This window comes from Priestia sp. 10L35, assembly GCF_056395685.1.
The window spans coordinates 258,247-277,090 of sequence record NZ_JBFTKA010000006.1; the positions used below are offsets into that span (position 1 = coordinate 258,247).

The window sequence follows — 18,844 nt, forward strand, 5'->3', positions numbered from 1 at the left end:
AACGTTTTAGTTGTTGTTTAGATTTCCATACAGTAAAATGATACATAATATCATACATATACGTAAGTACGGCTGAAGGGAAGGAACGTTTTATGCCAAAAGGTGAAGGGAAATTAATTGCACAAAACAAAAAAGCCCGCCACGACTTTTTTATTGAAGAAACATATGAGACGGGTATTGTTCTACAAGGAACGGAAATTAAATCAATTCGTAATGGGCGTGTAAATTTAAAGGACTCTTTTGCTCGTGTGCAAAACGGAGAAGTATTTCTACACAATATGCACGTTAGTCCTTACGAACAAGGAAATCGATACAATCATGAGCCGTTGCGTACACGAAAGCTATTGCTGCATAAGCGTGAAATCAGCAAGCTAATTGGCTATTCAAAAGAAACGGGTTATTCATTAGTTCCTTTAAAAGTGTATTTAAAAAATGGATACGCAAAGGTTTTACTAGGGCTTGGTAAGGGTAAAAAGAAATATGACAAGCGTGAAGACTTAAAGCAAAAAGAAGCGAAGCGCGATATCGAACGAGCATTTCGTGATCGTCAAAAGATGTAACATTACAAAATATTACAATTGCAAAATGCTCATTTTGTGATATAATAAGTATTGTTATCAGTTAGATTTCATTTTGCACACTGAAGTCGCTATCTGATGTAAGATTTTTTCTTACACATTCCGACTCCCTTTTATATGGGGACGTTACGGATTCGACAGGGGTAGTTCGAGCTTAGGTTGCGAGTCGAGGAGATGGCCTCGTTAAAACATCAACGCCAATAATAACTGGCAAATCTAACAATAACTTCGCTTTAGCTGCATAATAGTAGCTTAGCGGTTCCTCCCTCCATCGCCCATGTGGTAGGGTAAGGGACTCACTTTAAGTGGGCTACGCCGGAGTTCGCCGTCTGAGGACGAAGGAAGAGAATAATCAGACTAGCGACTGGGACGCCTGTTGGTAGGCAGAACAGCTCGCGAATGATCAATATGCCAACTACACTCGTAGACGCTTAAGTGGCGATATTTCTGGACGTGGGTTCGACTCCCACCGTCTCCACCAATACATATTGTATGGTGGCTTACCTTACTTATAACAGGAGTTAATCAAATGTATGCTCTTCATTTGATTAGCTCCTTTTTAATTTATAATTTATGTAAAATTGAAAAAAGCAGGAAAGAAATAAAAGGATGCCTGTTACACAAAGAGGCATCCTTTTATTTTTGTTTAAGCTGAACAAAAAGCAGCATAAGAAAGGAAAGAAAGACGATTGAAATAACCCATAGCCAAGCGAGATTCATGTTTCCAGAGTCAATCGCTACGTAGATAGCGGTAGGCACAGTTTGAGTTTCACCTGGAATATTGCCGGCAAACATCAAAGTGGCTCCAAACTCTCCGAGTGCTCTTGCCAGACTTAGCACTCCTCCTGTTACGATGGCTTTAGAAGCTAAAGGGATAGAAATAAAGAAAAAGACTTTCCATTCGCTTGCACCATCTACTCGAGCTGCGTCTTCAATTTCGTAATCAACGCCTTGAAAGCCTGTTTTGGCAGATTGATACATAAGCGGAAACGCAACGACAACGGAGGCAATAACAGCTGCCCACCATGTGAAAATAACGGGTTGTTGAAAGACCCATTCAATTGCCCGGCCGAGCAGGCTGTGTTTCCCGAATATGACAATCAATAAAAATCCAACAACGGACGGAGGGAGCACCAACGGGAGCATTAACGCCGTTTCAATCATCACTTTTCCCTTAAAGTGTTTCCTAGATAACAGTTTTCCTATAACAGTGCCTAAAATAATAACGACAAATCCTGCTACTAATGCAATTTTAAGCGATAGCTGAAGAGGAGATAAAAATTCTTGAATCATAGCGGCCTCAATTTGCAGTGAAACCGTATTTCTTTAAAGTGTCAAGAGCCGTCTTACTTTGTAAAAATTGATAAAAAGCTTTTGCTTCTTGTGGATGTTTTGAATCCTTAATAACGCCTACAGGATATACAATTGGTTTGTGAGTGCTATTATCTGCAGTAGCGACAATCTTCACCTTTTTTGAAATCAAGGCATCGGTTTTATAAACCACCCCAGCTTCAACGTTTCCTGTCTCTACATAGGAAAGCACCTGGCGTACGTCTTTCGCATAGACGGTTTTTGGCTCAATGTTTTTCCAGAGGTTCATGTGTTCAAAAGTCTCCTTCGCATACTGTCCGGCAGGAACGGATTCTGGTATTCCAAGTGCAATTTTTTGAACAGTCGGCTTTGATAGATCTTCAAAATTTGTGATAGCAGACGTATTATTCTTTGGCACGATAAGCACAAGGTCATTGCCAACCAAGTCAGCACCATTCTCTTTGGAGATCGCTCCTGCTTTTACTAGTGCATCAAACTTGTCTTCCGCTGCTGAAAAAAATAAATCAATAGGTGCGCCGTTTGTAACTTGCTGTTGCAGCGAGCCTGAAGCTCCAAAATTAAATTTCAAGTCTATATTTGGATGCTTTTTTTCATATTGCTTTTGAATATCAGTGAGCGCATCTTTTAAGCTGGCCGCAGCGGATATCGTTAAGCTGATGTTTTTGTGCTGAGCTGCGGATTGATCGGTATTTGTTTCGTTCGAACAAGCAGCAGTAAACATAATTAAAAATAATAGTGCGAATAAGGGTTTAAAGTATTGTTGCATCGTGTCACCTCAGTTAGTTGTAGTAAAGCAATTTAGTATAACTATATCACGTTCATTTTAAATTTGACTTCCTAAAAAGAAAACAGCGACTTGAAAGGGGGAAAACTTTCAAGTCGCTGCTTCATTTATTCTTCCAACGCTTTGCCCATTCCTTTTAAAAAGTGAAGCCCAAATCCAATTGCACGATTGACATCTGGATCGTTTAGCGCTTTTATAAGAGCTAATGCACTTACTTTTTTTCCGGTTTTTACATATTCATTCGCTTCGTTCATACCAGCTGTTGCGCTATTTACAAGTTTAGCAGTTACCTCTGGATCTGCCTTCATCAAACCGCTGCTTGCACCCATAAGAGTATTAATTAAATTGGTTACCGGTTCTCTGGAAATTTGATGAAGCGCAATTTTTGAGATTTTTTCTTTTGCTTGAATCATTGAATCAGCAGCTTCAAGAACACCCATGTCGTTAAGTTCGCCAACAATACCGAGAATACGGTTCAATGCTTCTTCATTATCTGCCAGCAGAGAAGTTAAATCTTCTAATTTTTGTTGTTTTTCTTCTTCCTCGCTTAGAAGAGGTTTCTTAATTTCTGTAATAGGTTGTGCCATCTTTTCTCCTCCTATTTACTTGTTAAATGGACGTAGCCAGGACGGTTCCATTTACGCTGAACCTCGACCCCATTTTGAGGATGACGTTTTTTGTTACGCGGATTTGTAGACGGTAAAGGCGTTTCTCCACCTTTACTTAATACTTCCATCCGTACTTTTGTTTGTTTGTAAGCTGGCGTATTTGTTCGTTGGTCGACTGCAGGTCCGGTCAAGAAGTTAATAGCCGAATCTTTATGAACAGAGTGCATTGGAAGATACAGCTCATTTGCTTTTACTCGCTCTGTAATTAATGCCTGTACTTTTACTGCTCCAAACGGTGAGATTAATCTGACAAGCGAACCTTCTTCAATTTCACGCTCCTTGGCAAGCTGAGGTGAAATTTCTACAAATACTTCCGGTACTTTTGATTGGATGCCGCTCGATTTATTGGTCATATTCCCTTCATGAAAATGTTCTAACATTCTTCCATTATTAATGTGTAGATCATATTCTTCTGGGAATTCGGCAGGAAGTACCCAATGTGATAAAGCAAAGCGCGCTTTTTTATCTGGGAAATTAAACCCATCGACGTAAAGTAACGGCGTGCTTTTTCCCTCTAAGCTCCCCCATAAGAAGCTATTCCAGCCTTCAAGGTTTTCGTAGCTGGCTTGGCTGAATAAAGGTGATAGACTAGCCATTTCTGCAAAGATATCACCAGGATGTGTATACGTCCAGTTCGCACCTAAGCGGTTGGCTATCTCTTGAACAATCCACCAATCCGGCTTTGAATCACCGAGCGTTGGTAATGCTTGATACAATCTTTGGACACGTCGCTCCGTATTGGTAAATGTTCCGTCTTTTTCAAGAGAAGGAACAGCAGGAAGTACAACATCAGCATATTGAGCCGTTCTCGAAAGGAAAATGTCTTGGACGACAAAAAAATCTAAATTTGATAATATTTCGTGTACATGGTTAGCATTTGAATCAACAAGAGCCATATCTTCTCCGACAAGGTACATGGCCTTCATTTTTCCTTCATCAATTGAATGCAGCATTTGAATATTATCAAGCCCTGGCTTATCTTTAATTTTTACACCGTATGCTTTTTCAAATTTCGCTCGGGCGACTGAGTCTGTGACGTGCTGATAGCCTGGAAGCCAAGCAGGAAGAGTTCCCATATCACATGCTCCTTGGACGTTATTGTGGCCTCGGAGCGGATAAGCGCCTGCTCCAGGGCGTCGATAGTTTCCAGTAGCAAGCAACAGGTTTGAGATAGCCGCTGATGTATCAGAGCCTCCCGTATTTTGCGTTACGCCCATGCCCCACAGCACACAGGTTCCATCGGCGTCTCGAATCATTTCAGCTATTTGAATGAGCGTTGCTGCTGGAATACCCGTAATTTGTTCAGCATATTCAAGCGTGTACTTTTCAAGCAAAGAGTGAAAGTCTTCAAAATAGTTGACGTTTTCTTGGATGAATTTTTCATTGTGCCATCCTTGGTCAATCATGTATTTTGTTACAGCCATTAGCCATACTTGGTCCGTACCTTGTTTTGGACTGATGAAAATGTCAGAGCGTTCAGCCATTTCGTTTTTGCGCAAATCTGCGACGATTAGTTTTTGGTCATGAAGCTTGTGCGCGCGTTTGATGCGAGTTGCTAATACAGGATGACCTTCAGCAGGGTTAGCTCCAACGATGATAACCAGTCCAGCTTTTGCGATGTCTTTTATCGTGCCGGCATCGCCTCCCATTCCCACTGTTCGAAATAATCCATCAGTTGCAGGAGACTGACAGTAGCGAGAGCAGTTGTCTACGTCATTTGTTTCAAACATTTGGCGAGCCAGCTTTTGAATAACATAGTTTTCTTCGTTTGTAATCTTAGAAGAAGAAATAAAACCAACTGATCCATGTCCATACTGCTGATTAATAGAGCTTAACCTGCTTGCTACTAAGTCGAGGGCTTCTTCCCATGACGACTCTACAAATGCACCATTTTTTCGGATTAAAGGCTTAGTAATACGTTTTTCAGAGTTTACAAAATCCCAGCCGAATTTTCCTTTCACACAGGTTGAAATGGCATTTGCGGGAGCATCAGAGCTAGGCTGAACTTTAAGGATTTCACGGCCTTTTGTCCATACTTCAAATGAACATCCAACTCCGCAAAATGTACAGACAGTTTTTGTTTTTTTCGTGCGTGTTTCGCGCATAGCGGCTTCCACTTCTGAAACAGCAAAAATTCCGCTGTATCCAGGTTCTACTTCTTTAACTAAATCAATCATTGGATTTAAAACGTCTTTTGGAAGCCCAGTCATAAATCCAGCTTCTCCAAGCATGGATTTTTCCATCAAGGCATTACAAGGGCATACGGTTACACATTGACCGCAGCTCACACAAGAAGATTCATTGATTGCTACACCGTCATCCCAGAGAACGCGGGGACGTTTTGCTTCCCAGTCGATAGAGAGTGTTTCATTAACTTGAAGATTTTGACAAACCTCTACGCATTGGCCACAAGCGATGCATTGATTAGGGTCATAACGGTAGAACGGATGAGACATATCGACTTCATTCTCTGAGGCCTTTGGCGTATAGGGGTATTTTTGATGTTCAATCTCCATCATTTCGGCTGTGTTATGTAATTTACAGTTTCCGTTGTTATTGTCGCAAACGGTGCAGTATAGCAAATGATTTTCTAATAAACGATCCATTGCTTCCGTCTGTGCCGCTTTTGCGGGTGCTGATTGTAATTCAATCTTCATGCCGTTTTCAGCTTTTGTAGAACAAGAACGAACTAACTCGCCATTCATTTCAACGATACATGTGTCACAAGTTTGAATAGGATCCACTTCAGGAACATAACAAATCTGAGGGTGCTCAATGCTTTGCTGATTAATAATTTCGAGTATGGTAGAGCCTGAAGCTGCCTTGTATTCGTTACCATTTATATGAACAGTGATGATTTCACGACTCATTTGTTTTCCTCCTTTATATAAAAACAAAAAACCACCATGAATACACACGCCTAATTAAATAAGGGAAGTGCAATCATGGTGGAATAGTTTACTAGCAGGTCTTACTAATATGCCAATCCGGCCCATTTATATCGTTAAGAAAAAGTGATAGAGTAATAACAATTCATTATTATTATTCCATCTCGGTTATTTATAATTATATCGCTACGTTTTTAAATGCACAACTTTTTTAAATACCCAACTCTCTTCAAAAGTTTTGCTGCAAAGATTTTAGGCTTTTATTTTTTGAAGTGTTGATTTATGATAAAAAAACTGTAGGAATAAAATGCACAATTTAATTTTAATCGGTGGGAGAGCGTTGATTATGTCAAAAACTATTCATGAATTTAATGATATTATTCGGAAGCTTCGAAAAGATTTATTTGGAAAAGGACCGGAAAGAATACATACGGTTTTTGTTGAAAATATGGCTGTCTCAACACTGTATGGAAATTTAACTCCGACAGAAACATTTATTGCAAGCACTGCTGAAGGATGTGACATGGTTCATCTAGCTCGAACAAAAATGATCCAAGATGTATATGCATCGAATCCGCCGGAAGGGTTAGAAGAATTGGTAGGAGCAAAGTTGGTTAATTTATTTTCAGATATGAAAATAAAAGAAAATATAGCGGTTTCCGTATTCGTTTTTGATAAAAACATTATTTAAAAAAGGAGACATCACATGAACTCGACCGTTAAGAAGCGTACAGTTCTTAGATTTAAAAATGGTCAAATGGAAAACGTGGAAGATAAAATTGTAACGGAGTTTCCTGTGACTGTGAAAATTAATGAAGAAGAGTTTGTCACGATGGTATGTAGCCCACAATACATTGAAGATATGGTAATTGGCTATTTAGCATCTGAAGGGGTTATCCGAGCATACACAGACATTAAAAACATATGGGTTCAAGAAAAAGAAGGGTATGTTCATGTTACAATAGATAAATTAAACCCGTATTTTCAAAACCTTCAAAATAAACGATATATCACGTCTTGCTGCGGGGCGAGCAGACAAGGGTTTGTCTTTATAAATGATGCACTGACTGCTAAAAAAATGAACGATATATCGGTAGAACTTTCAATTAAGGATTGTTTTCAATTGATGAATAAGCTGCAGCAATCTGCTGCTACGTTTCAAGAAACGGGTGGCGTTCATAACGCTGCTATTTGTGATAAAAATGGCTTTATGCTTAGCAGAATGGACATTGGTAGGCATAATGCTCTAGATAAGCTATACGGGTATTGCTTAAAACACCATATTTCAATTAGAGATAAAGTAGTCGTTTTCAGCGGCCGTATTTCTTCAGAAATTTTGTTGAAAGTAGCGAAGATCGGGTGTGAAGTGGTTCTTTCAAAATCCGCCCCGACTGAACTTGCTTTAAATCTAGCAGAAGAATTGGGAATTACAACGGTAGGGTTTATTCGAAATGATTCGTTGAATATTTATACATGCCCGGAAAGAATTTTAAGAGAGAGTTAATCTGCTGTGGAGAAGCTGACAGCTAGAGAGAGGAGAGATGAGGCAGATGTCATACGCTATAGTTGATACTTTAAAGCGTCCTTTACGAGACTTGCGTTTGTCAGTAACAGATCGCTGTAACTTTCGCTGTCGATATTGTATGCCTGAAGAAATTTTTGGGGCAGACTATCCATTTTTACCTGCCGAAAACATTCTTTCGTTTGATGAATTAGAGAGACTCACTAGATTATTCGCATCGCTAGGAGTAAAAAAAGTGCGTATAACGGGAGGAGAGCCGCTGCTAAGAAAAGGCTTGCCAGATCTAATCAATCGTCTGAAGCAAATTGAGGGTATAGATGATATTGCCATAACAACAAACGGCTCACTGTTAAAGAAGCATGCAGAAGCCTTATCAAAAGCGGGATTATCAAGAGTAACCGTTAGCTTAGACTCGCTTGATGAAGTGAGATTTCAAGAGTTGAATGGAAACCGAGGAAGCGTAAAACGAGTATTAGAAGGAATAGAAGCAGCAGCTCTTGCGGGGATTTCAGTCAAAATAAACATGGTTGTCCAAAAAGGCAAGAATGAGCAGGATATTCTTCCGATGGCCCACTATTTTAAAGACAAAAAACATACGCTGCGTTTTATTGAATATATGGATGTTGGAAATTCAAACGGATGGAAAATGGATGAGGTTATAACAAAGAAACAAATTCTTGATATAGTTGGACAAGAAATGCCTCTTGAAGAAATTACACCTCATTATACGGGAGAAGTAGCCACCAGGTATCGATACGTCGGGACAGAAGAGGAAATTGGTATCATTTCATCTGTCACAGATTCATTCTGTTCCACTTGTTCACGCGCAAGAGTATCGGCTGAAGGAAAGCTCTATACCTGTTTGTTCGCGTCAAAAGGATATGACCTCCGCACACTGATACGGTCAGAAGCCTCTGATCATACTGTTTGTGACACCATTTCTGATATCTGGAATCATCGGAAAGATCGTTACTCAGACGAACGAGCTAATGGAAGACAGGTCCAAGGCGCTGAAAAAGTGGAAATGTCTCATATTGGTGGATAATTCAAAGAAGCTTTATACATCCCAATCACTGCGATGATTCACATTTATAAAAGTGGGATCTTCCGCTGAAAAAGGCACGCGAAGGACGTTTGTCTGATTCAACAATTGCGTAAGCCTTCTTTCACCTTGTGTAACGAGTTGTTCAATAAGAGGAAGCGTTCTACGGTGATAGAGTGCTAGAAGCGGGTGAATGTGATCAGGCTGAACAGGAAGAACAATGTCAGGTGAGTCCGTTTGGGTCAGTGTGATCATGTGATGAACAAACTCAGCATTAATAAAAGGAATATCGCAAGAAAGAATAAAGAACCATTCAGCGCAGCAATCGATCGCAGTTAAAGCGTGATGAATTGCATACAAAGGACCTTGATACGGGCATTTTTCAACTGCAAATGCAACATCCTTTCTTTGAAAATAAGGGAGTAAATCTTGGTTGGTAGACACAAGTATAGGTGTGACGTGATTTTCTTTTAATGCATCTATACTATATTCGTAAAATGATTTCTTGTTATAGGTTTCAAACATTTTTGGTTTACCGTAGCGAGAAGATTTTCCTCCTGCTAATACAATGCCTGCAATGGACATTTATTAAATACCTCCATCAAAATATATTTGTATATTTATGCAAAAAAGTCTCCGTAAAGCAGCGTAGCTTTATGTGTATAATAGCATGTTTCTAAAGAAATATCTTTGACGAAGGAATAGATAGTGAAGTCAGAGATTGAACGAGAAAGGGAGAGAAAAGAGTGACAGAACGTTATTCACGTCAGCAGCTTTTCCAGCCCATTGGAAACAAAGGGCAGCAGCAAATTAGAAGTAAGCATGTTTTAGTTGTAGGTGCAGGGGCTCTAGGCAGCGCTAGCGCAGAAGCCCTCGTGCGTGCTGGAATTGGAAAATTGACTCTTGTAGATCGTGATTATGTAGAATGGAGTAATCTACAGCGTCAGCAGCTTTATACAGAACAAGATGCGCAAAACAAACTACCTAAAGCTGTAGCAGCAAAAAATCGTTTGCGTCAAATAAACACGGAAGTGAAGATTGAAGCGCTGGTGATGGATGCTCAGCCTGCTAATTTAGAAAGTATCGTCCAAACAGCCGATGTGATCATCGATGCGACAGACAACTTCGACATCCGTTTTATTTTAAATGATTTGTCACATAAGTATGAAGTTCCTTGGATATACGGCTCATGTGTAGGGAGTTATGGCGCCACTTATACTGTTATCCCAAATGTAACCCCTTGTCTGCACTGCATATTGAAAAAAGTGCCTGTCGGAGGAGCAACCTGTGAGACAGCAGGAATTATTAGTCCCGCTGTTCAAATTGTGGCAGCCTATCAAATAACCGAAGCATTAAAAATTTTAGTCGAAGATGTTGAAGCTTTGCGCCACACATTTCTAACCTTTGACGCCTGGAATAATCAGCATGCTGAATTTAAGACGGGCAAAATGAAAAGTGATAAATGTTCTTCTTGCGGATCAACCCAAACATATCCGTACTTAGCGTATGAAAATCAGCTTAAAACAGAAGTTCTGTGCGGCAGAGAGACGGTTCAAATCAGGCCCTCGCAGCGCCATTTGTACAACTTCGATGAATTGGAAAAACGGTTAAAAAAACAGGGGAAAGTGGACCGCAATCCATATCTTCTGTCATGTCAGCTTCCAGAGCAGCGCTTTGTAATTTTTCAAGATGGCCGTGTATTTATTCATGGAACGAATGATATTCAATTTGCGAGAAGCTTATATTATCGTTTACTAGGATGAGTAAAGGAGTGAAAAGAATGAGAGAAAAGCGAACTCCTATCCCTGTCGGAGAATGCGTTGGACGAGTGATGCAGTATGCAAAAAACAGAAAGCAAGAAATCATTGCGCTTGAAGAAGCTCACGGCAGATTTTTAGCTGAAGATTTAATAGCAGATCATGATATTCCTGCTTTTGATCGTTCTCCATATGATGGTTTTGCCGTTCGGTCGCAAGATACGAAAGAAGCATCATCACTTCATCCAGTAGAACTGGCTGTTCGAGGAGAAATAGGAGCGGGTTCTGTTTTTGAACATACAGTCAGCGCGATGCAGGCTGTGCGTATTATGACAGGAGCTCCTATTCCTAAAGGCTGCGATGCGGTTGCAATGCTTGAAGTAACAAAAGAATATACGAAAGACAATCAGCCGATCGTTCAAATCAAGCGTTCGTTTAACAGCGGAGATAACATTTCTTTTCAAGGAGAAGAAACAACAAAAGACACTGTGTTAGCTTCAAAAGGAACGTATATCACTCCGGGAGTAGCAGCTCTTTTAGCCACATTTGGCTATAGTGACGTAGCTGTCTTCAAAAAACCTGTAGTTGGATTACTTGCAACTGGAAGTGAACTAGTGGAAGTGAGTGATCCTGTTGAACGGGGCAAAATTCGTAATAGCAATGCTCATATGCTGCGTGCGCAAATTGAAAAAGCTGGAGGCGAAGTGAACTATTTTGGTATTATGCCTGATGATTTAAGTCAGTGCTACAATGCGGTAAAAGCTGCACTATCAGAAGTGGACATGCTGATTACAACGGGCGGCGTTTCAGTAGGAGACTATGATTATCTACCAGATGTTTATAAACAATTACAAGCCGAAGTTCTTTTTAATAAAATAGCAATGAGACCAGGCAGTGTAACAACGGTTGCTCGTATGGAAGAAAAGCTTTTATTTGGCCTCTCGGGAAATCCTACAGCGTGCTATGTCGGTTTTGAACTTCTGGCTCGTCCGGTAATCAGTACATATGCGGGTAAAAGAACCCCTCATCTTCGGAAAGAAAAAGCTTTGTTAGGAAAGGACTTCTTAAAGCCAAATCCTTTTATGCGATTTGTATCTGGCAGGCTTTCATACAGGGAAGGACAGCTGATTGCTTCTCCATTAAGCTTTACAAAATCTAGTGCGGTTTCTTCTTTAGCTCATGCGGATACATTAATTATATTTCCTGGAGGGACGAGAGGATACAAAGAAGGAATGCTGGTTGACGTCTTATTGCTAGATGACGTGCGAGGAAGTGAATGGCCTTGGTAGCTTGTTGTACCGTTTTACAAGTAGTTGGATTTCAAAACAGCGGAAAAACTACTTTAGTGGAAAAGCTCATTAAAAGAGCGAAACAATTCAATCTATGTGTAGGTTCTATTAAGCACCATGGACACGGCGGACCTCCAGATAGCAGCAGTGAGCTAAAAGACAGTCATCGCCACCAGCAAGCAGGTGCCGATGTGGCAGGTGTAGAGGGAGGTGGAATCTTTCAGCTTACGGCAGCTAGTAAAGACTGGAGCCTAAAAAAGCTGATTGATTTTTATCGATTTTTCTCGCCAGATGTCATTTTTGTTGAAGGATATAAAAAAGAATCCTATCCAAAAGCAGTCTTGATTCGAAGTGAAGAAGATCTTGTTCTGCTTTCCTCTCTAACCAATATTATATGCGTGATCAGTCACGTTCCGCTTAAAAAAGAATTGCAGCGAGCATATCCAATATTTCACTTACAAGAAGACGAGCTTTATCTTAATTTTTTATTGAAAGAAGTGGGGGAAAGAAGATGAACCAGCACTTATTTGAAGTAGTAAATCAGCCAATTGCCGTAGATGAAATAATTAAAAAAGTTTCTAGAAGAAACGCGGGAGCTATTACGACATTTATTGGAACGGTAAGAGAATTTACAAAAGGCAAGAAGACGCTCTCTCTTGAATATCAAGCCTATGTGCCAATGGCAGTGAAAATGCTTAGCCAAATTGGTGACGAAATTCAGGAAAAGTGGCCCGATGCTTTGACAGCTATTACTCATCGAATCGGGAAGCTTGATATAACAGAAGTCGCAGTAGTTATTGCCGTTTCTTCTCTTCATCGCAAAACAGCTTATGAAGCAAACGAGTATGCTATTGAACGTATTAAGCAAATTGTGCCAATTTGGAAAAAGGAATTTTGGGAAGACGGAACAAAATGGATTGGAGATCAGTTAGAAACGAAAGAATATCCTGAAGGAAAGCCAATGAAGGAGATGTAAAAATGATTAACGTCTTATTTTTCGCTGCTATACGTGAAGAGGCTGGAGTGGAACAAGTAACAGTTGATAAGCAAGATATAACAGTGAAGGAATTAAAGGAATATGTGCAAAAAACGTATAAGTTGTCCTCTCTGAAGCAAACGATGACCGCAGTCAACGAAGAGTTTGTAACAGATGAAGAAACCATTGGAACGGGAGATACCGTCGCATTTATTCCGCCCGTTAGTGGAGGATAAAAAAAGGTGCTGTATATTCAGCACCTTTTTTTATTATCTAAATTGAGCTACTTTTTCGATTGGTAAACGTACAGACGGGTAACCGCTATTTGCTGCTTTGCCGATTGAAAGTAACATAACCGGCGCATAGCGCTCTTTGTCTAAACCGAATGCTTCGGCAATTTGATCTTTTTCATAACCGCCAATAGCGTTTGTATCATAACCGTGAGCACGTGCAGCAAGCATTAACTGCATAGATACTAAACCGCCGTCAATTAATACTGTTTCTTTATTTAATTCTTCAGAAGCAGCTGCGTAGTGCGCTTTGATTTTAGGAATTTGCATATCTCTAATTTCTTGTGGCATATAGCCTAGTTCAACAGCTTTATCGTAAATTTCATCTAAATTTTCTTCACTTTTTAAATCGCCGAAAATCGCAATAACAGCTGCTGATGTTTCTACTTGTGATTGATTAAATTTAGCAAGCGGAGCTAATGTTGCCTTTCCTTCAGGGCTATCAATTACTAGAAAGCGCCAAGGCTGTGCATTAACAGAAGATGGAGCTAGCGTCGCTTCGGTTAAAATTTCTTTCATTTCTTCACGGCTGATTTTGACAGATGGGTCGTAATAACGAATAGATCTGCGCCCTGTAATAATATCTTGGAAATCATTGTTTAGTGTTTTTGTTTGCGTCATGATGAACTCTCCTTTATGTTAAAAATGTTATGACCGTTCAATGGCCGAAATGTTTACTTTTAAACGCTCAAGCATTTTGGAAAGCAGCAGCTGTTCTTCTTCGCTGAAATCTTTAAATGCTTCATCAATAAAGCGAGCTTTTTCGTTTCGAAATGCACCGATTTTTTCATGTCCGCTTTTCGTAAGCTTTACAAATGTTACGCGGTTGTCATCAGGGTTTTTACGGCGTGATACAACATCTCTTTCTTCGAGCTGCTTTAAATGCCTTGTAATTGCAGCATTGTCAATGTTTACTTGCTGTTGAAGCGCCTTTTGACTCATTTCACCTGTTTCATAAAGCTGATGTAAAATATCAAGACGTGATTGGCTAACACCGGTACAATGCTCAAACTTTTGATTAATTTGTTTATTAACTTCTTGCAGAGCATACAGAACATTTGCTTTTTCAGAACATGAATGTGACAAGAAAGTCGCTCCCTTTTTCTATGATATTTATTGATGAATCAATATTTGATACATCAATGTTTGATACATCAACTAATATAAAATAAATAAAAGTGAAAGTCAAGAAAGTGAACTTTGTTTTTTTAAAATAATAAAAAAGAGGCTGAGACGTAACGAAATGAATCCCATTCAAAGGTGAACAATCTGGATATGTAATCTGGACTGCTTGCTCGACCGCAGTTGATTTCCGTGCAAGGCTTCGCTTTCCGCGAGCGGCCGCTGAGCCTCCTCGTCGCTTGCGCTCCTGCGGGGTTCTCACCTGTTCCACTGTTCCCGCAAGAGTCTTCGCCTTGCCCTCCAATCAACTGCTGGAAGGAACGAAACAGATAAAATCTACGTTCACCATAACAAAAAAAACGAACCACTAATCAAACTGTTTGATTAGTGGTTCGTTTTTCATTTCAGCTAAACTATTTTTGCCTCAGCCTCTTTAAGCTGAATGATTTTTTTTGCTAATTTGTTCATGCGTATAGGAAGATAGAAACGGAATACGCTTGATAATCAAATCGTGAATCCAGAATAATCGCTGAATAAGAGGAGTTGTTTTAGCTGAAACGTATATAATAAAGCATCCGATAGCTCCCGCAATCACCATGCCTCCAAGTACATCTGCTGGATAGTGAACGCCTACGTAAATACGTGAAAGGCCAGAAATGACAGCCCATATAAAAATGATGCTTCTCCATTTGTTTTTTCGTAACCACATGATCCAAGCAGCAGAAAAGACTAAAATCGAATGATCACTCACAAAAGATGAATTAGCCGGGTGCGGAATCAGCTTATGAACGTGATGAGTCACAAACGGACGCGGGTGGTAATACACCAGGTGAATGACCTCATTGATACATAGAGAAAGTACAATTGTAAACAACATGTATAAAGCCGTATAACGGTGATAAATTGTTCTTTCTGTTTTTCCGCTAAACCAAAGCAAAAGCAAACAAGCCATTATAAAATAAGGAACGCTATTCGTGATGATAATCATTACAGAATCCATTGCGCTGGATTCACCAGCAAACGAGTTAATCCATTGAAATACTTCGTAATTGAGGTTCATTTGTTTTCTCCTTATACAGTACTTTTCACTCTTAGTTTAGATTGACACTCTAAAAAAACGATGAATTTCACATTAAAAATCAATTAAAATCCGAAATTTAAGGGCATTTAATGATATAAAAAGGAGAGGAAGAAACTGCTTTTAGAATAGGAGATGAAACAGTTGAAAAAGGTTTTATTTTTACCTCTTCTAAAAATGCCTTCTGGCCATCATCAAGTGGCAGAGGCGTTAATGGATATATTGGAAAGAAGAACAACAAATATTTGTTATAAAAAAATAGATTTATTAAGCTATACAAACGAACTATTAGAAAAAGTGGTCACAGGCACATATTTGAAATGGATTCGTTATGCTCCAGAAACGTACAATATGGCATACAAACATCTCTTTTATGAACCGCCTGTTCATTCATTCAAATGGTATCATCACGTATTTGCAAAAAAAATGGAGCACTTAGTTAAAGAAGAAAATCCGGATTTAATTATATGCACACATGGTTTTCCTTCTTATTTGCTCAGTCAATTAAAAGCAAAAGGCAAGTGCGATGTACCTATTATAAATGTCTACACGGATTTCTTTATTAATAATTTATGGGGAAAAGAAGAGATTGATTTTCACTTTCTCCCTAGTGAAGAAGTAAAAAAAGGACTTCGTGCTCAAAGTGAAATTCCACTTCAAAATATGATGGTCACAGGAATACCGGTACATGAAGAAATAACAAAAACAAGAACATTTAAGCATCCTGGTAATCGAAATATTTTAATTGCTGGAGGCAGCAGCGGTTTAGGCAATATTATGGATTTCTACAATGATTTAAAAGATGCGAGCCATTTTCATTACTTTGTCTTATGCGGCAAAAATCAAAAGCTATATGAAGAAATCAAGGGATGGGAATTACAGCACGTTACACCGATTCCGTACATTTCATCACGCACAGAAATGAATGAACTGTATGAACAAGTGGATGCTATTGTAACAAAGCCAGGTGGTATCACGGTCAGTGAAGCTCTTCGCAAGAATTTACCGATTTTTGTTCATTCTGCTTTACCAGGTCAAGAAGAAGTGAATTTACGCTATTTAACAGAACGAAACTTAGTTCAAGAACTAAAGGCGGATCAATCGTTAGAAAGTCAGCTGCAGGCAGTGCTGCAGGATGCTGATAAAATGAGCACATTATATAACGCGATTGCTGCTTACCATAAAGAAATCGAAGCACAAACGCCTGAAGAACTTTTAGCAGTAGTCAATTGGATTTTAGGCGAAAAGCAAACGATTGGTCTTCATGCGTAAAACATTCATGTTTACAAACAATAAGGATAAGCTAAAAGACAAGTATGTTGAAAAAGTAGGGTTTAGATAAAAAAACAAACATCTTTTGAAAAAGGTGTTGTTTTTTTATCTAAAGAAGCTATTCTTTCACTTAAGACATGTGGTGAGAGGTGTATAACATGAAAGAGAAAATTTTAATTGTGGAAGATGAAGCGCAAATTGCGAAAGTGTTAAAGATTGAATTGGAATTTGAAGATTATGAAGTAGATGTTGAGTACGACGGGAAAGCGGGGTTAGAGACGGCAACATCCGCTCAATATGACCTCATTTTGCTAGACGTGATGCTTCCAAGTCTGAGTGGTATTGAGGTGTTAAGAAGACTTCGGAAAGCGGAAGTATTTACGCCAGTTATTTTATTAACTGCCAGAAATACGACGCTGGATAAGGTAATGGGCTTAGACCAAGGGGCTAATGATTATGTTACAAAACCGTTTGAAATTGAAGAACTGTTAGCACGGGTTCGCTCTTGTATTCGCTATCGTTCGCTCGTAGAAGCATCAGGAACGAAAGAAGCTGAAGCGGAGCTCTTAACGATAAGTGATTTGACCATTAATCTTGAAACAAGGGAAGTCCTAAGAAACAATGAATCCATTACGTTGACACCGAAAGAGTATGATTTAGTCGTGTATTTGCTTACGAATAAAAATAAAATTGTCACGAGAGAAGGAATTCTCACAAACGTTTGGGGCTATGAATATGAAGGAGAAACGAACGTAATTGATGTGTATATTCGCCACTTAAGAAAAAAAGTAGATGAAGGTTTTTCTACTTCTCTCATTCATACGGTGCGGGGCGTAGGATATATGATGAAAGAGGAGAAACATGAAGATCACGACGAAGATTAATTTACTGACAACAGCATGGCTAGTGGTTATTTTATTAATCATGAACATCGTTGTTTTTTTCTCCTTTACTAAATCTACCGTGAATATGGAACAGGACATTTTATTCGAAAAAGCACGCGAGATTATTCAAAAAGGTCAGCAAGATCATTCCGTGGAGCTCTCGCCGGAGTTACTAAAATTTTATTTGACCAACCATTCATTTATACGAACAGTCTCAGAAAATTCTACGGTCATTAACCAGGTATCAAATGATCCTCATCTGGTGAAAATTAAGCCCGAATTTTCAAAGAAAAAAAAGGTGAAACTTCGCAAAATCAGAGAAAAGCAAGTATTGGTTATTCGCATGCCTGTCAAAGTCAATAATCAAGTCGTTGAAACGCTTGAGATTGGTGAGCTCCTGACTGGTTTTGAAACCCGTAAAGATATTTTGCTATCAATTTTGATTTTTTGTTCGCTTGTGTCCATTTTACTGTCTCTTTTAGGAGGAAGATGGTTATCACGCGTCATTATGCATCCTATTAAAAATATGGTCACAACGATGAAAGAGATCGAAGAGAGCGGTGTTCCTAAAAAAGTCCTCATTCAAACCGAAACGAGAGATGAACTGCAGGGGATGACCGTTACCTTTAATCATATGATTGACCGCTTGCGAGAAAATATTGAAAAGCAAAATCAGTTTGTTTCCGATGCTTCTCATGAATTAAAAACCCCTCTAACCGTTATTCGCAGTTATTCTAATTTATTAAGAAGAAGAGGGATTAAAAATGAAGAAATTACGCTCGATGCGATCGACACTATCTATGCCGAAGCAACCAAAATGCAAAAAATGATTGAAACGCTGCTTGATCTGGCAAGTGTGGAAAAAGAACAAACGCTTGATCTGAAGCAAACAGATCTTGTTCTTATTTTTGAACAAATCGTTAAGCAGCTGCAGCAGGTATACAAAAGAGAATTAGTTCTTCATTATGATCAAACGCCCATTATGATTGAAGTGGATGAACTAAAAATGAAGCAAGTATTGATTATTTTGCTTGATAATGCAATTAAATACAGTACGGATAAAATTGAAGTGACCGTTGAAAAAAAGCAGGAAGATGTCATTATCAAAGTAAAAGACTATGGAATTGGCATTCCAAAAGAAGATCTTGCACATATTTTTGAACGTTTCTATCGAGTCGATAAAGCCAGAAGCAGAGCTACGGGAGGAACGGGGCTTGGACTGTCGATTGCACAAACTATTGTCCGTCAGCATAAAGGCGAGATTTTTATTAAAAGTGAAGAAGAACAAGGGACGGAAGTTGTGATTCACCTTCCCGTTTCATCTACAAACTGAGAAAGCCGCCGTTAGGCGGCTTTTGTGTG

General features: G+C 39.2%; 21 protein-coding genes and 1 other RNA gene. 13 read left to right on the forward strand and 9 right to left on the reverse strand.

Going from position 1 to position 18,844, the window contains the following annotated elements:
• The first annotated feature begins 92 nt into the window (after positions 1-92).
• A complete protein-coding gene (gene smpB, locus AC1DEF_RS21560; RefSeq protein WP_034648422.1) occupies positions 93-560 on the forward strand; it encodes an SsrA-binding protein SmpB in 468 nt (155 codons plus the stop codon).
• A 137-nt stretch (positions 561-697) separates the two neighbouring features.
• Positions 698-1,059, forward strand: a transfer-messenger RNA (tmRNA) gene (ssrA, locus tag AC1DEF_RS21565).
• A gap of 155 nt (positions 1,060-1,214) precedes the next feature.
• On the opposite strand, the gene modB is transcribed toward ssrA, so the two are convergent.
• From modB to fdhF, 4 genes are all read right to left on the reverse strand, one after another.
• Positions 1,215-1,871: a molybdate ABC transporter permease subunit gene (gene modB, locus AC1DEF_RS21570; protein ID WP_013059693.1), complete on the reverse strand. Its 657-nt coding sequence runs from the start codon at positions 1,869-1,871 to the stop codon at positions 1,215-1,217.
• Between the two features lie 7 nt (positions 1,872-1,878).
• Complete coding sequence (gene modA / locus AC1DEF_RS21575) at positions 1,879-2,676, reverse strand: molybdate ABC transporter substrate-binding protein (protein ID WP_097824879.1); 798 nt, start codon at positions 2,674-2,676, stop codon at positions 1,879-1,881.
• A 125-nt stretch (positions 2,677-2,801) separates the two neighbouring features.
• Positions 2,802-3,281, reverse strand: a complete 480-nt coding sequence (locus AC1DEF_RS21580; RefSeq protein ID WP_013085382.1) for a helical membrane plugin domain-containing protein — start codon at positions 3,279-3,281, stop codon at positions 2,802-2,804.
• A gap of 11 nt (positions 3,282-3,292) precedes the next feature.
• The gene (gene fdhF, locus AC1DEF_RS21585; RefSeq protein ID WP_097824878.1) at positions 3,293-6,232 is read right to left on the reverse strand and encodes a formate dehydrogenase subunit alpha; all 2,940 of its coding nucleotides are present in this window, start codon (positions 6,230-6,232) and stop codon (positions 3,293-3,295) included.
• A 364-nt stretch (positions 6,233-6,596) separates the two neighbouring features.
• Between fdhF and AC1DEF_RS21590 the strand changes: the two genes are divergently transcribed.
• The 3 genes from AC1DEF_RS21590 to moaA all read left to right on the forward strand — a co-directional run bounded on the left by AC1DEF_RS21590 (position 6,597) and on the right by moaA (position 8,817).
• Entirely contained in the window at positions 6,597-6,941 is a 345-nt protein-coding gene (locus tag AC1DEF_RS21590; RefSeq protein WP_013085380.1) for a Na-translocating system protein MpsC family protein, read from the forward strand.
• 66 nt (positions 6,942-7,007) lie between these two features.
• Positions 7,008-7,754, forward strand: coding sequence for a formate dehydrogenase accessory sulfurtransferase FdhD (gene fdhD, locus AC1DEF_RS21595; RefSeq protein WP_411970502.1), 747 nt, complete (start codon positions 7,008-7,010; stop codon positions 7,752-7,754).
• Positions 7,755-7,800: 46 nt separating this feature from the next.
• Entirely contained in the window at positions 7,801-8,817 is a 1,017-nt protein-coding gene (gene moaA, locus AC1DEF_RS21600) for a GTP 3',8-cyclase MoaA (RefSeq protein ID WP_013085378.1), read from the forward strand.
• Between the two features lie 12 nt (positions 8,818-8,829).
• Here moaA and mobA read toward each other — a convergent pair whose 3' ends face one another.
• Positions 8,830-9,399, reverse strand: a complete 570-nt coding sequence (mobA, locus tag AC1DEF_RS21605; protein ID WP_097824876.1) for a molybdenum cofactor guanylyltransferase — start codon at positions 9,397-9,399, stop codon at positions 8,830-8,832.
• A 161-nt stretch (positions 9,400-9,560) separates the two neighbouring features.
• Here mobA and AC1DEF_RS21610 point away from each other — a divergent pair, with 161 nt between their 5' ends.
• The 5 genes from AC1DEF_RS21610 to moaD are packed head-to-tail and all read left to right on the forward strand — an operon-like array spanning position 9,561 to position 13,072.
• Positions 9,561-10,577 carry a molybdopterin-synthase adenylyltransferase MoeB gene (locus tag AC1DEF_RS21610; protein WP_097824875.1) on the forward strand — a complete coding sequence of 339 codons (1,017 nt, stop codon included), beginning with the start codon at positions 9,561-9,563 and terminating at the stop codon, positions 10,575-10,577.
• Between the two features lie 17 nt (positions 10,578-10,594).
• On the forward strand, positions 10,595-11,860 hold the full coding sequence (locus tag AC1DEF_RS21615) for a molybdopterin molybdotransferase MoeA (RefSeq protein ID WP_097824874.1): 1,266 nt from the start codon (positions 10,595-10,597) through the stop codon (positions 11,858-11,860).
• The gene (gene mobB / locus AC1DEF_RS21620; RefSeq protein WP_097824873.1) at positions 11,848-12,375 is read left to right on the forward strand and encodes a molybdopterin-guanine dinucleotide biosynthesis protein B; all 528 of its coding nucleotides are present in this window, start codon (positions 11,848-11,850) and stop codon (positions 12,373-12,375) included. Before AC1DEF_RS21615 ends, mobB begins: the two co-directional genes overlap by 13 nt.
• Positions 12,372-12,836, forward strand: coding sequence for a molybdenum cofactor biosynthesis protein MoaE (locus tag AC1DEF_RS21625; protein ID WP_097824872.1), 465 nt, complete (start codon positions 12,372-12,374; stop codon positions 12,834-12,836). The genes mobB and AC1DEF_RS21625 overlap by 4 nt, the downstream gene beginning before the upstream one ends.
• A 2-nt stretch (positions 12,837-12,838) precedes the next feature.
• Positions 12,839-13,072 (forward strand): molybdopterin converting factor subunit 1, encoded by a 234-nt coding sequence (moaD, locus tag AC1DEF_RS21630; RefSeq protein WP_013085372.1) that lies wholly within the window; start codon positions 12,839-12,841, stop codon positions 13,070-13,072.
• A 33-nt stretch (positions 13,073-13,105) separates the two neighbouring features.
• Here moaD and AC1DEF_RS21635 read toward each other — a convergent pair whose 3' ends face one another.
• From AC1DEF_RS21635 to AC1DEF_RS21650, 4 genes are all read right to left on the reverse strand, one after another.
• On the reverse strand, positions 13,106-13,747 hold the full coding sequence (locus AC1DEF_RS21635; RefSeq protein ID WP_013059680.1) for a nitroreductase family protein: 642 nt from the start codon (positions 13,745-13,747) through the stop codon (positions 13,106-13,108).
• 27 nt (positions 13,748-13,774) lie between these two features.
• Complete coding sequence (locus AC1DEF_RS21640) at positions 13,775-14,212, reverse strand: MarR family winged helix-turn-helix transcriptional regulator (protein WP_013085370.1); 438 nt, start codon at positions 14,210-14,212, stop codon at positions 13,775-13,777.
• Positions 14,193-14,552 (reverse strand): hypothetical protein, encoded by a 360-nt coding sequence (locus AC1DEF_RS21645; RefSeq protein WP_477727542.1) that lies wholly within the window; start codon positions 14,550-14,552, stop codon positions 14,193-14,195. Before AC1DEF_RS21645 ends, AC1DEF_RS21640 begins: the two co-directional genes overlap by 20 nt.
• 129 nt (positions 14,553-14,681) lie before the next feature.
• On the reverse strand, positions 14,682-15,308 hold the full coding sequence (locus AC1DEF_RS21650; protein WP_043977288.1) for an undecaprenyl-diphosphatase: 627 nt from the start codon (positions 15,306-15,308) through the stop codon (positions 14,682-14,684).
• A gap of 153 nt (positions 15,309-15,461) precedes the next feature.
• Between AC1DEF_RS21650 and AC1DEF_RS21655 the strand changes: the two genes are divergently transcribed.
• The 3 genes from AC1DEF_RS21655 (at position 15,462) to AC1DEF_RS21665 (ending at position 18,815) form a co-directional block, all read left to right on the forward strand.
• The gene (locus tag AC1DEF_RS21655; protein ID WP_230586501.1) at positions 15,462-16,598 is read left to right on the forward strand and encodes an MGDG synthase family glycosyltransferase; all 1,137 of its coding nucleotides are present in this window, start codon (positions 15,462-15,464) and stop codon (positions 16,596-16,598) included.
• A gap of 158 nt (positions 16,599-16,756) precedes the next feature.
• Positions 16,757-17,482, forward strand: coding sequence for a response regulator transcription factor (locus AC1DEF_RS21660; RefSeq protein WP_013059676.1), 726 nt, complete (start codon positions 16,757-16,759; stop codon positions 17,480-17,482).
• Entirely contained in the window at positions 17,460-18,815 is a 1,356-nt protein-coding gene (locus AC1DEF_RS21665) for a sensor histidine kinase (RefSeq protein ID WP_097824871.1), read from the forward strand. The genes AC1DEF_RS21660 and AC1DEF_RS21665 overlap by 23 nt, the downstream gene beginning before the upstream one ends.
• Positions 18,816-18,844 lie beyond the last annotated feature (29 nt).

Coding starts and splice junctions, on each gene's coding strand:
- modB (WP_013059693.1), bottom strand. CDS start 1,871: ATGATTCAAGAATTTTTATCTCCTCTTCAGCTATCGCTTAAAATTGCA.
- AC1DEF_RS21615 (WP_097824874.1), top strand. CDS start 10,595: ATGAGAGAAAAGCGAACTCCTATCCCTGTCGGAGAATGCGTTGGACGA.
- AC1DEF_RS21650 (WP_043977288.1), bottom strand. CDS start 15,308: ATGAACCTCAATTACGAAGTATTTCAATGGATTAACTCGTTTGCTGGT.
- AC1DEF_RS21665 (WP_097824871.1), top strand. CDS start 17,460: ATGAAGATCACGACGAAGATTAATTTACTGACAACAGCATGGCTAGTG.
- fdhF (WP_097824878.1), bottom strand. CDS start 6,232: ATGAGTCGTGAAATCATCACTGTTCATATAAATGGTAACGAATACAAG.
- moaD (WP_013085372.1), top strand. CDS start 12,839: ATGATTAACGTCTTATTTTTCGCTGCTATACGTGAAGAGGCTGGAGTG.
- AC1DEF_RS21635 (WP_013059680.1), bottom strand. CDS start 13,747: ATGACGCAAACAAAAACACTAAACAATGATTTCCAAGATATTATTACA.
- smpB (WP_034648422.1), top strand. CDS start 93: ATGCCAAAAGGTGAAGGGAAATTAATTGCACAAAACAAAAAAGCCCGC.
- AC1DEF_RS21625 (WP_097824872.1), top strand. CDS start 12,372: ATGAACCAGCACTTATTTGAAGTAGTAAATCAGCCAATTGCCGTAGAT.
- AC1DEF_RS21580 (WP_013085382.1), bottom strand. CDS start 3,281: ATGGCACAACCTATTACAGAAATTAAGAAACCTCTTCTAAGCGAGGAA.
- AC1DEF_RS21590 (WP_013085380.1), top strand. CDS start 6,597: ATGTCAAAAACTATTCATGAATTTAATGATATTATTCGGAAGCTTCGA.
- moaA (WP_013085378.1), top strand. CDS start 7,801: ATGTCATACGCTATAGTTGATACTTTAAAGCGTCCTTTACGAGACTTG.
- AC1DEF_RS21660 (WP_013059676.1), top strand. CDS start 16,757: ATGAAAGAGAAAATTTTAATTGTGGAAGATGAAGCGCAAATTGCGAAA.
- AC1DEF_RS21655 (WP_230586501.1), top strand. CDS start 15,462: ATGAAACAGTTGAAAAAGGTTTTATTTTTACCTCTTCTAAAAATGCCT.
- mobA (WP_097824876.1), bottom strand. CDS start 9,399: ATGTCCATTGCAGGCATTGTATTAGCAGGAGGAAAATCTTCTCGCTAC.
- mobB (WP_097824873.1), top strand. CDS start 11,848: ATGGCCTTGGTAGCTTGTTGTACCGTTTTACAAGTAGTTGGATTTCAA.
- modA (WP_097824879.1), bottom strand. CDS start 2,676: ATGCAACAATACTTTAAACCCTTATTCGCACTATTATTTTTAATTATG.
- fdhD (WP_411970502.1), top strand. CDS start 7,008: ATGGAAAACGTGGAAGATAAAATTGTAACGGAGTTTCCTGTGACTGTG.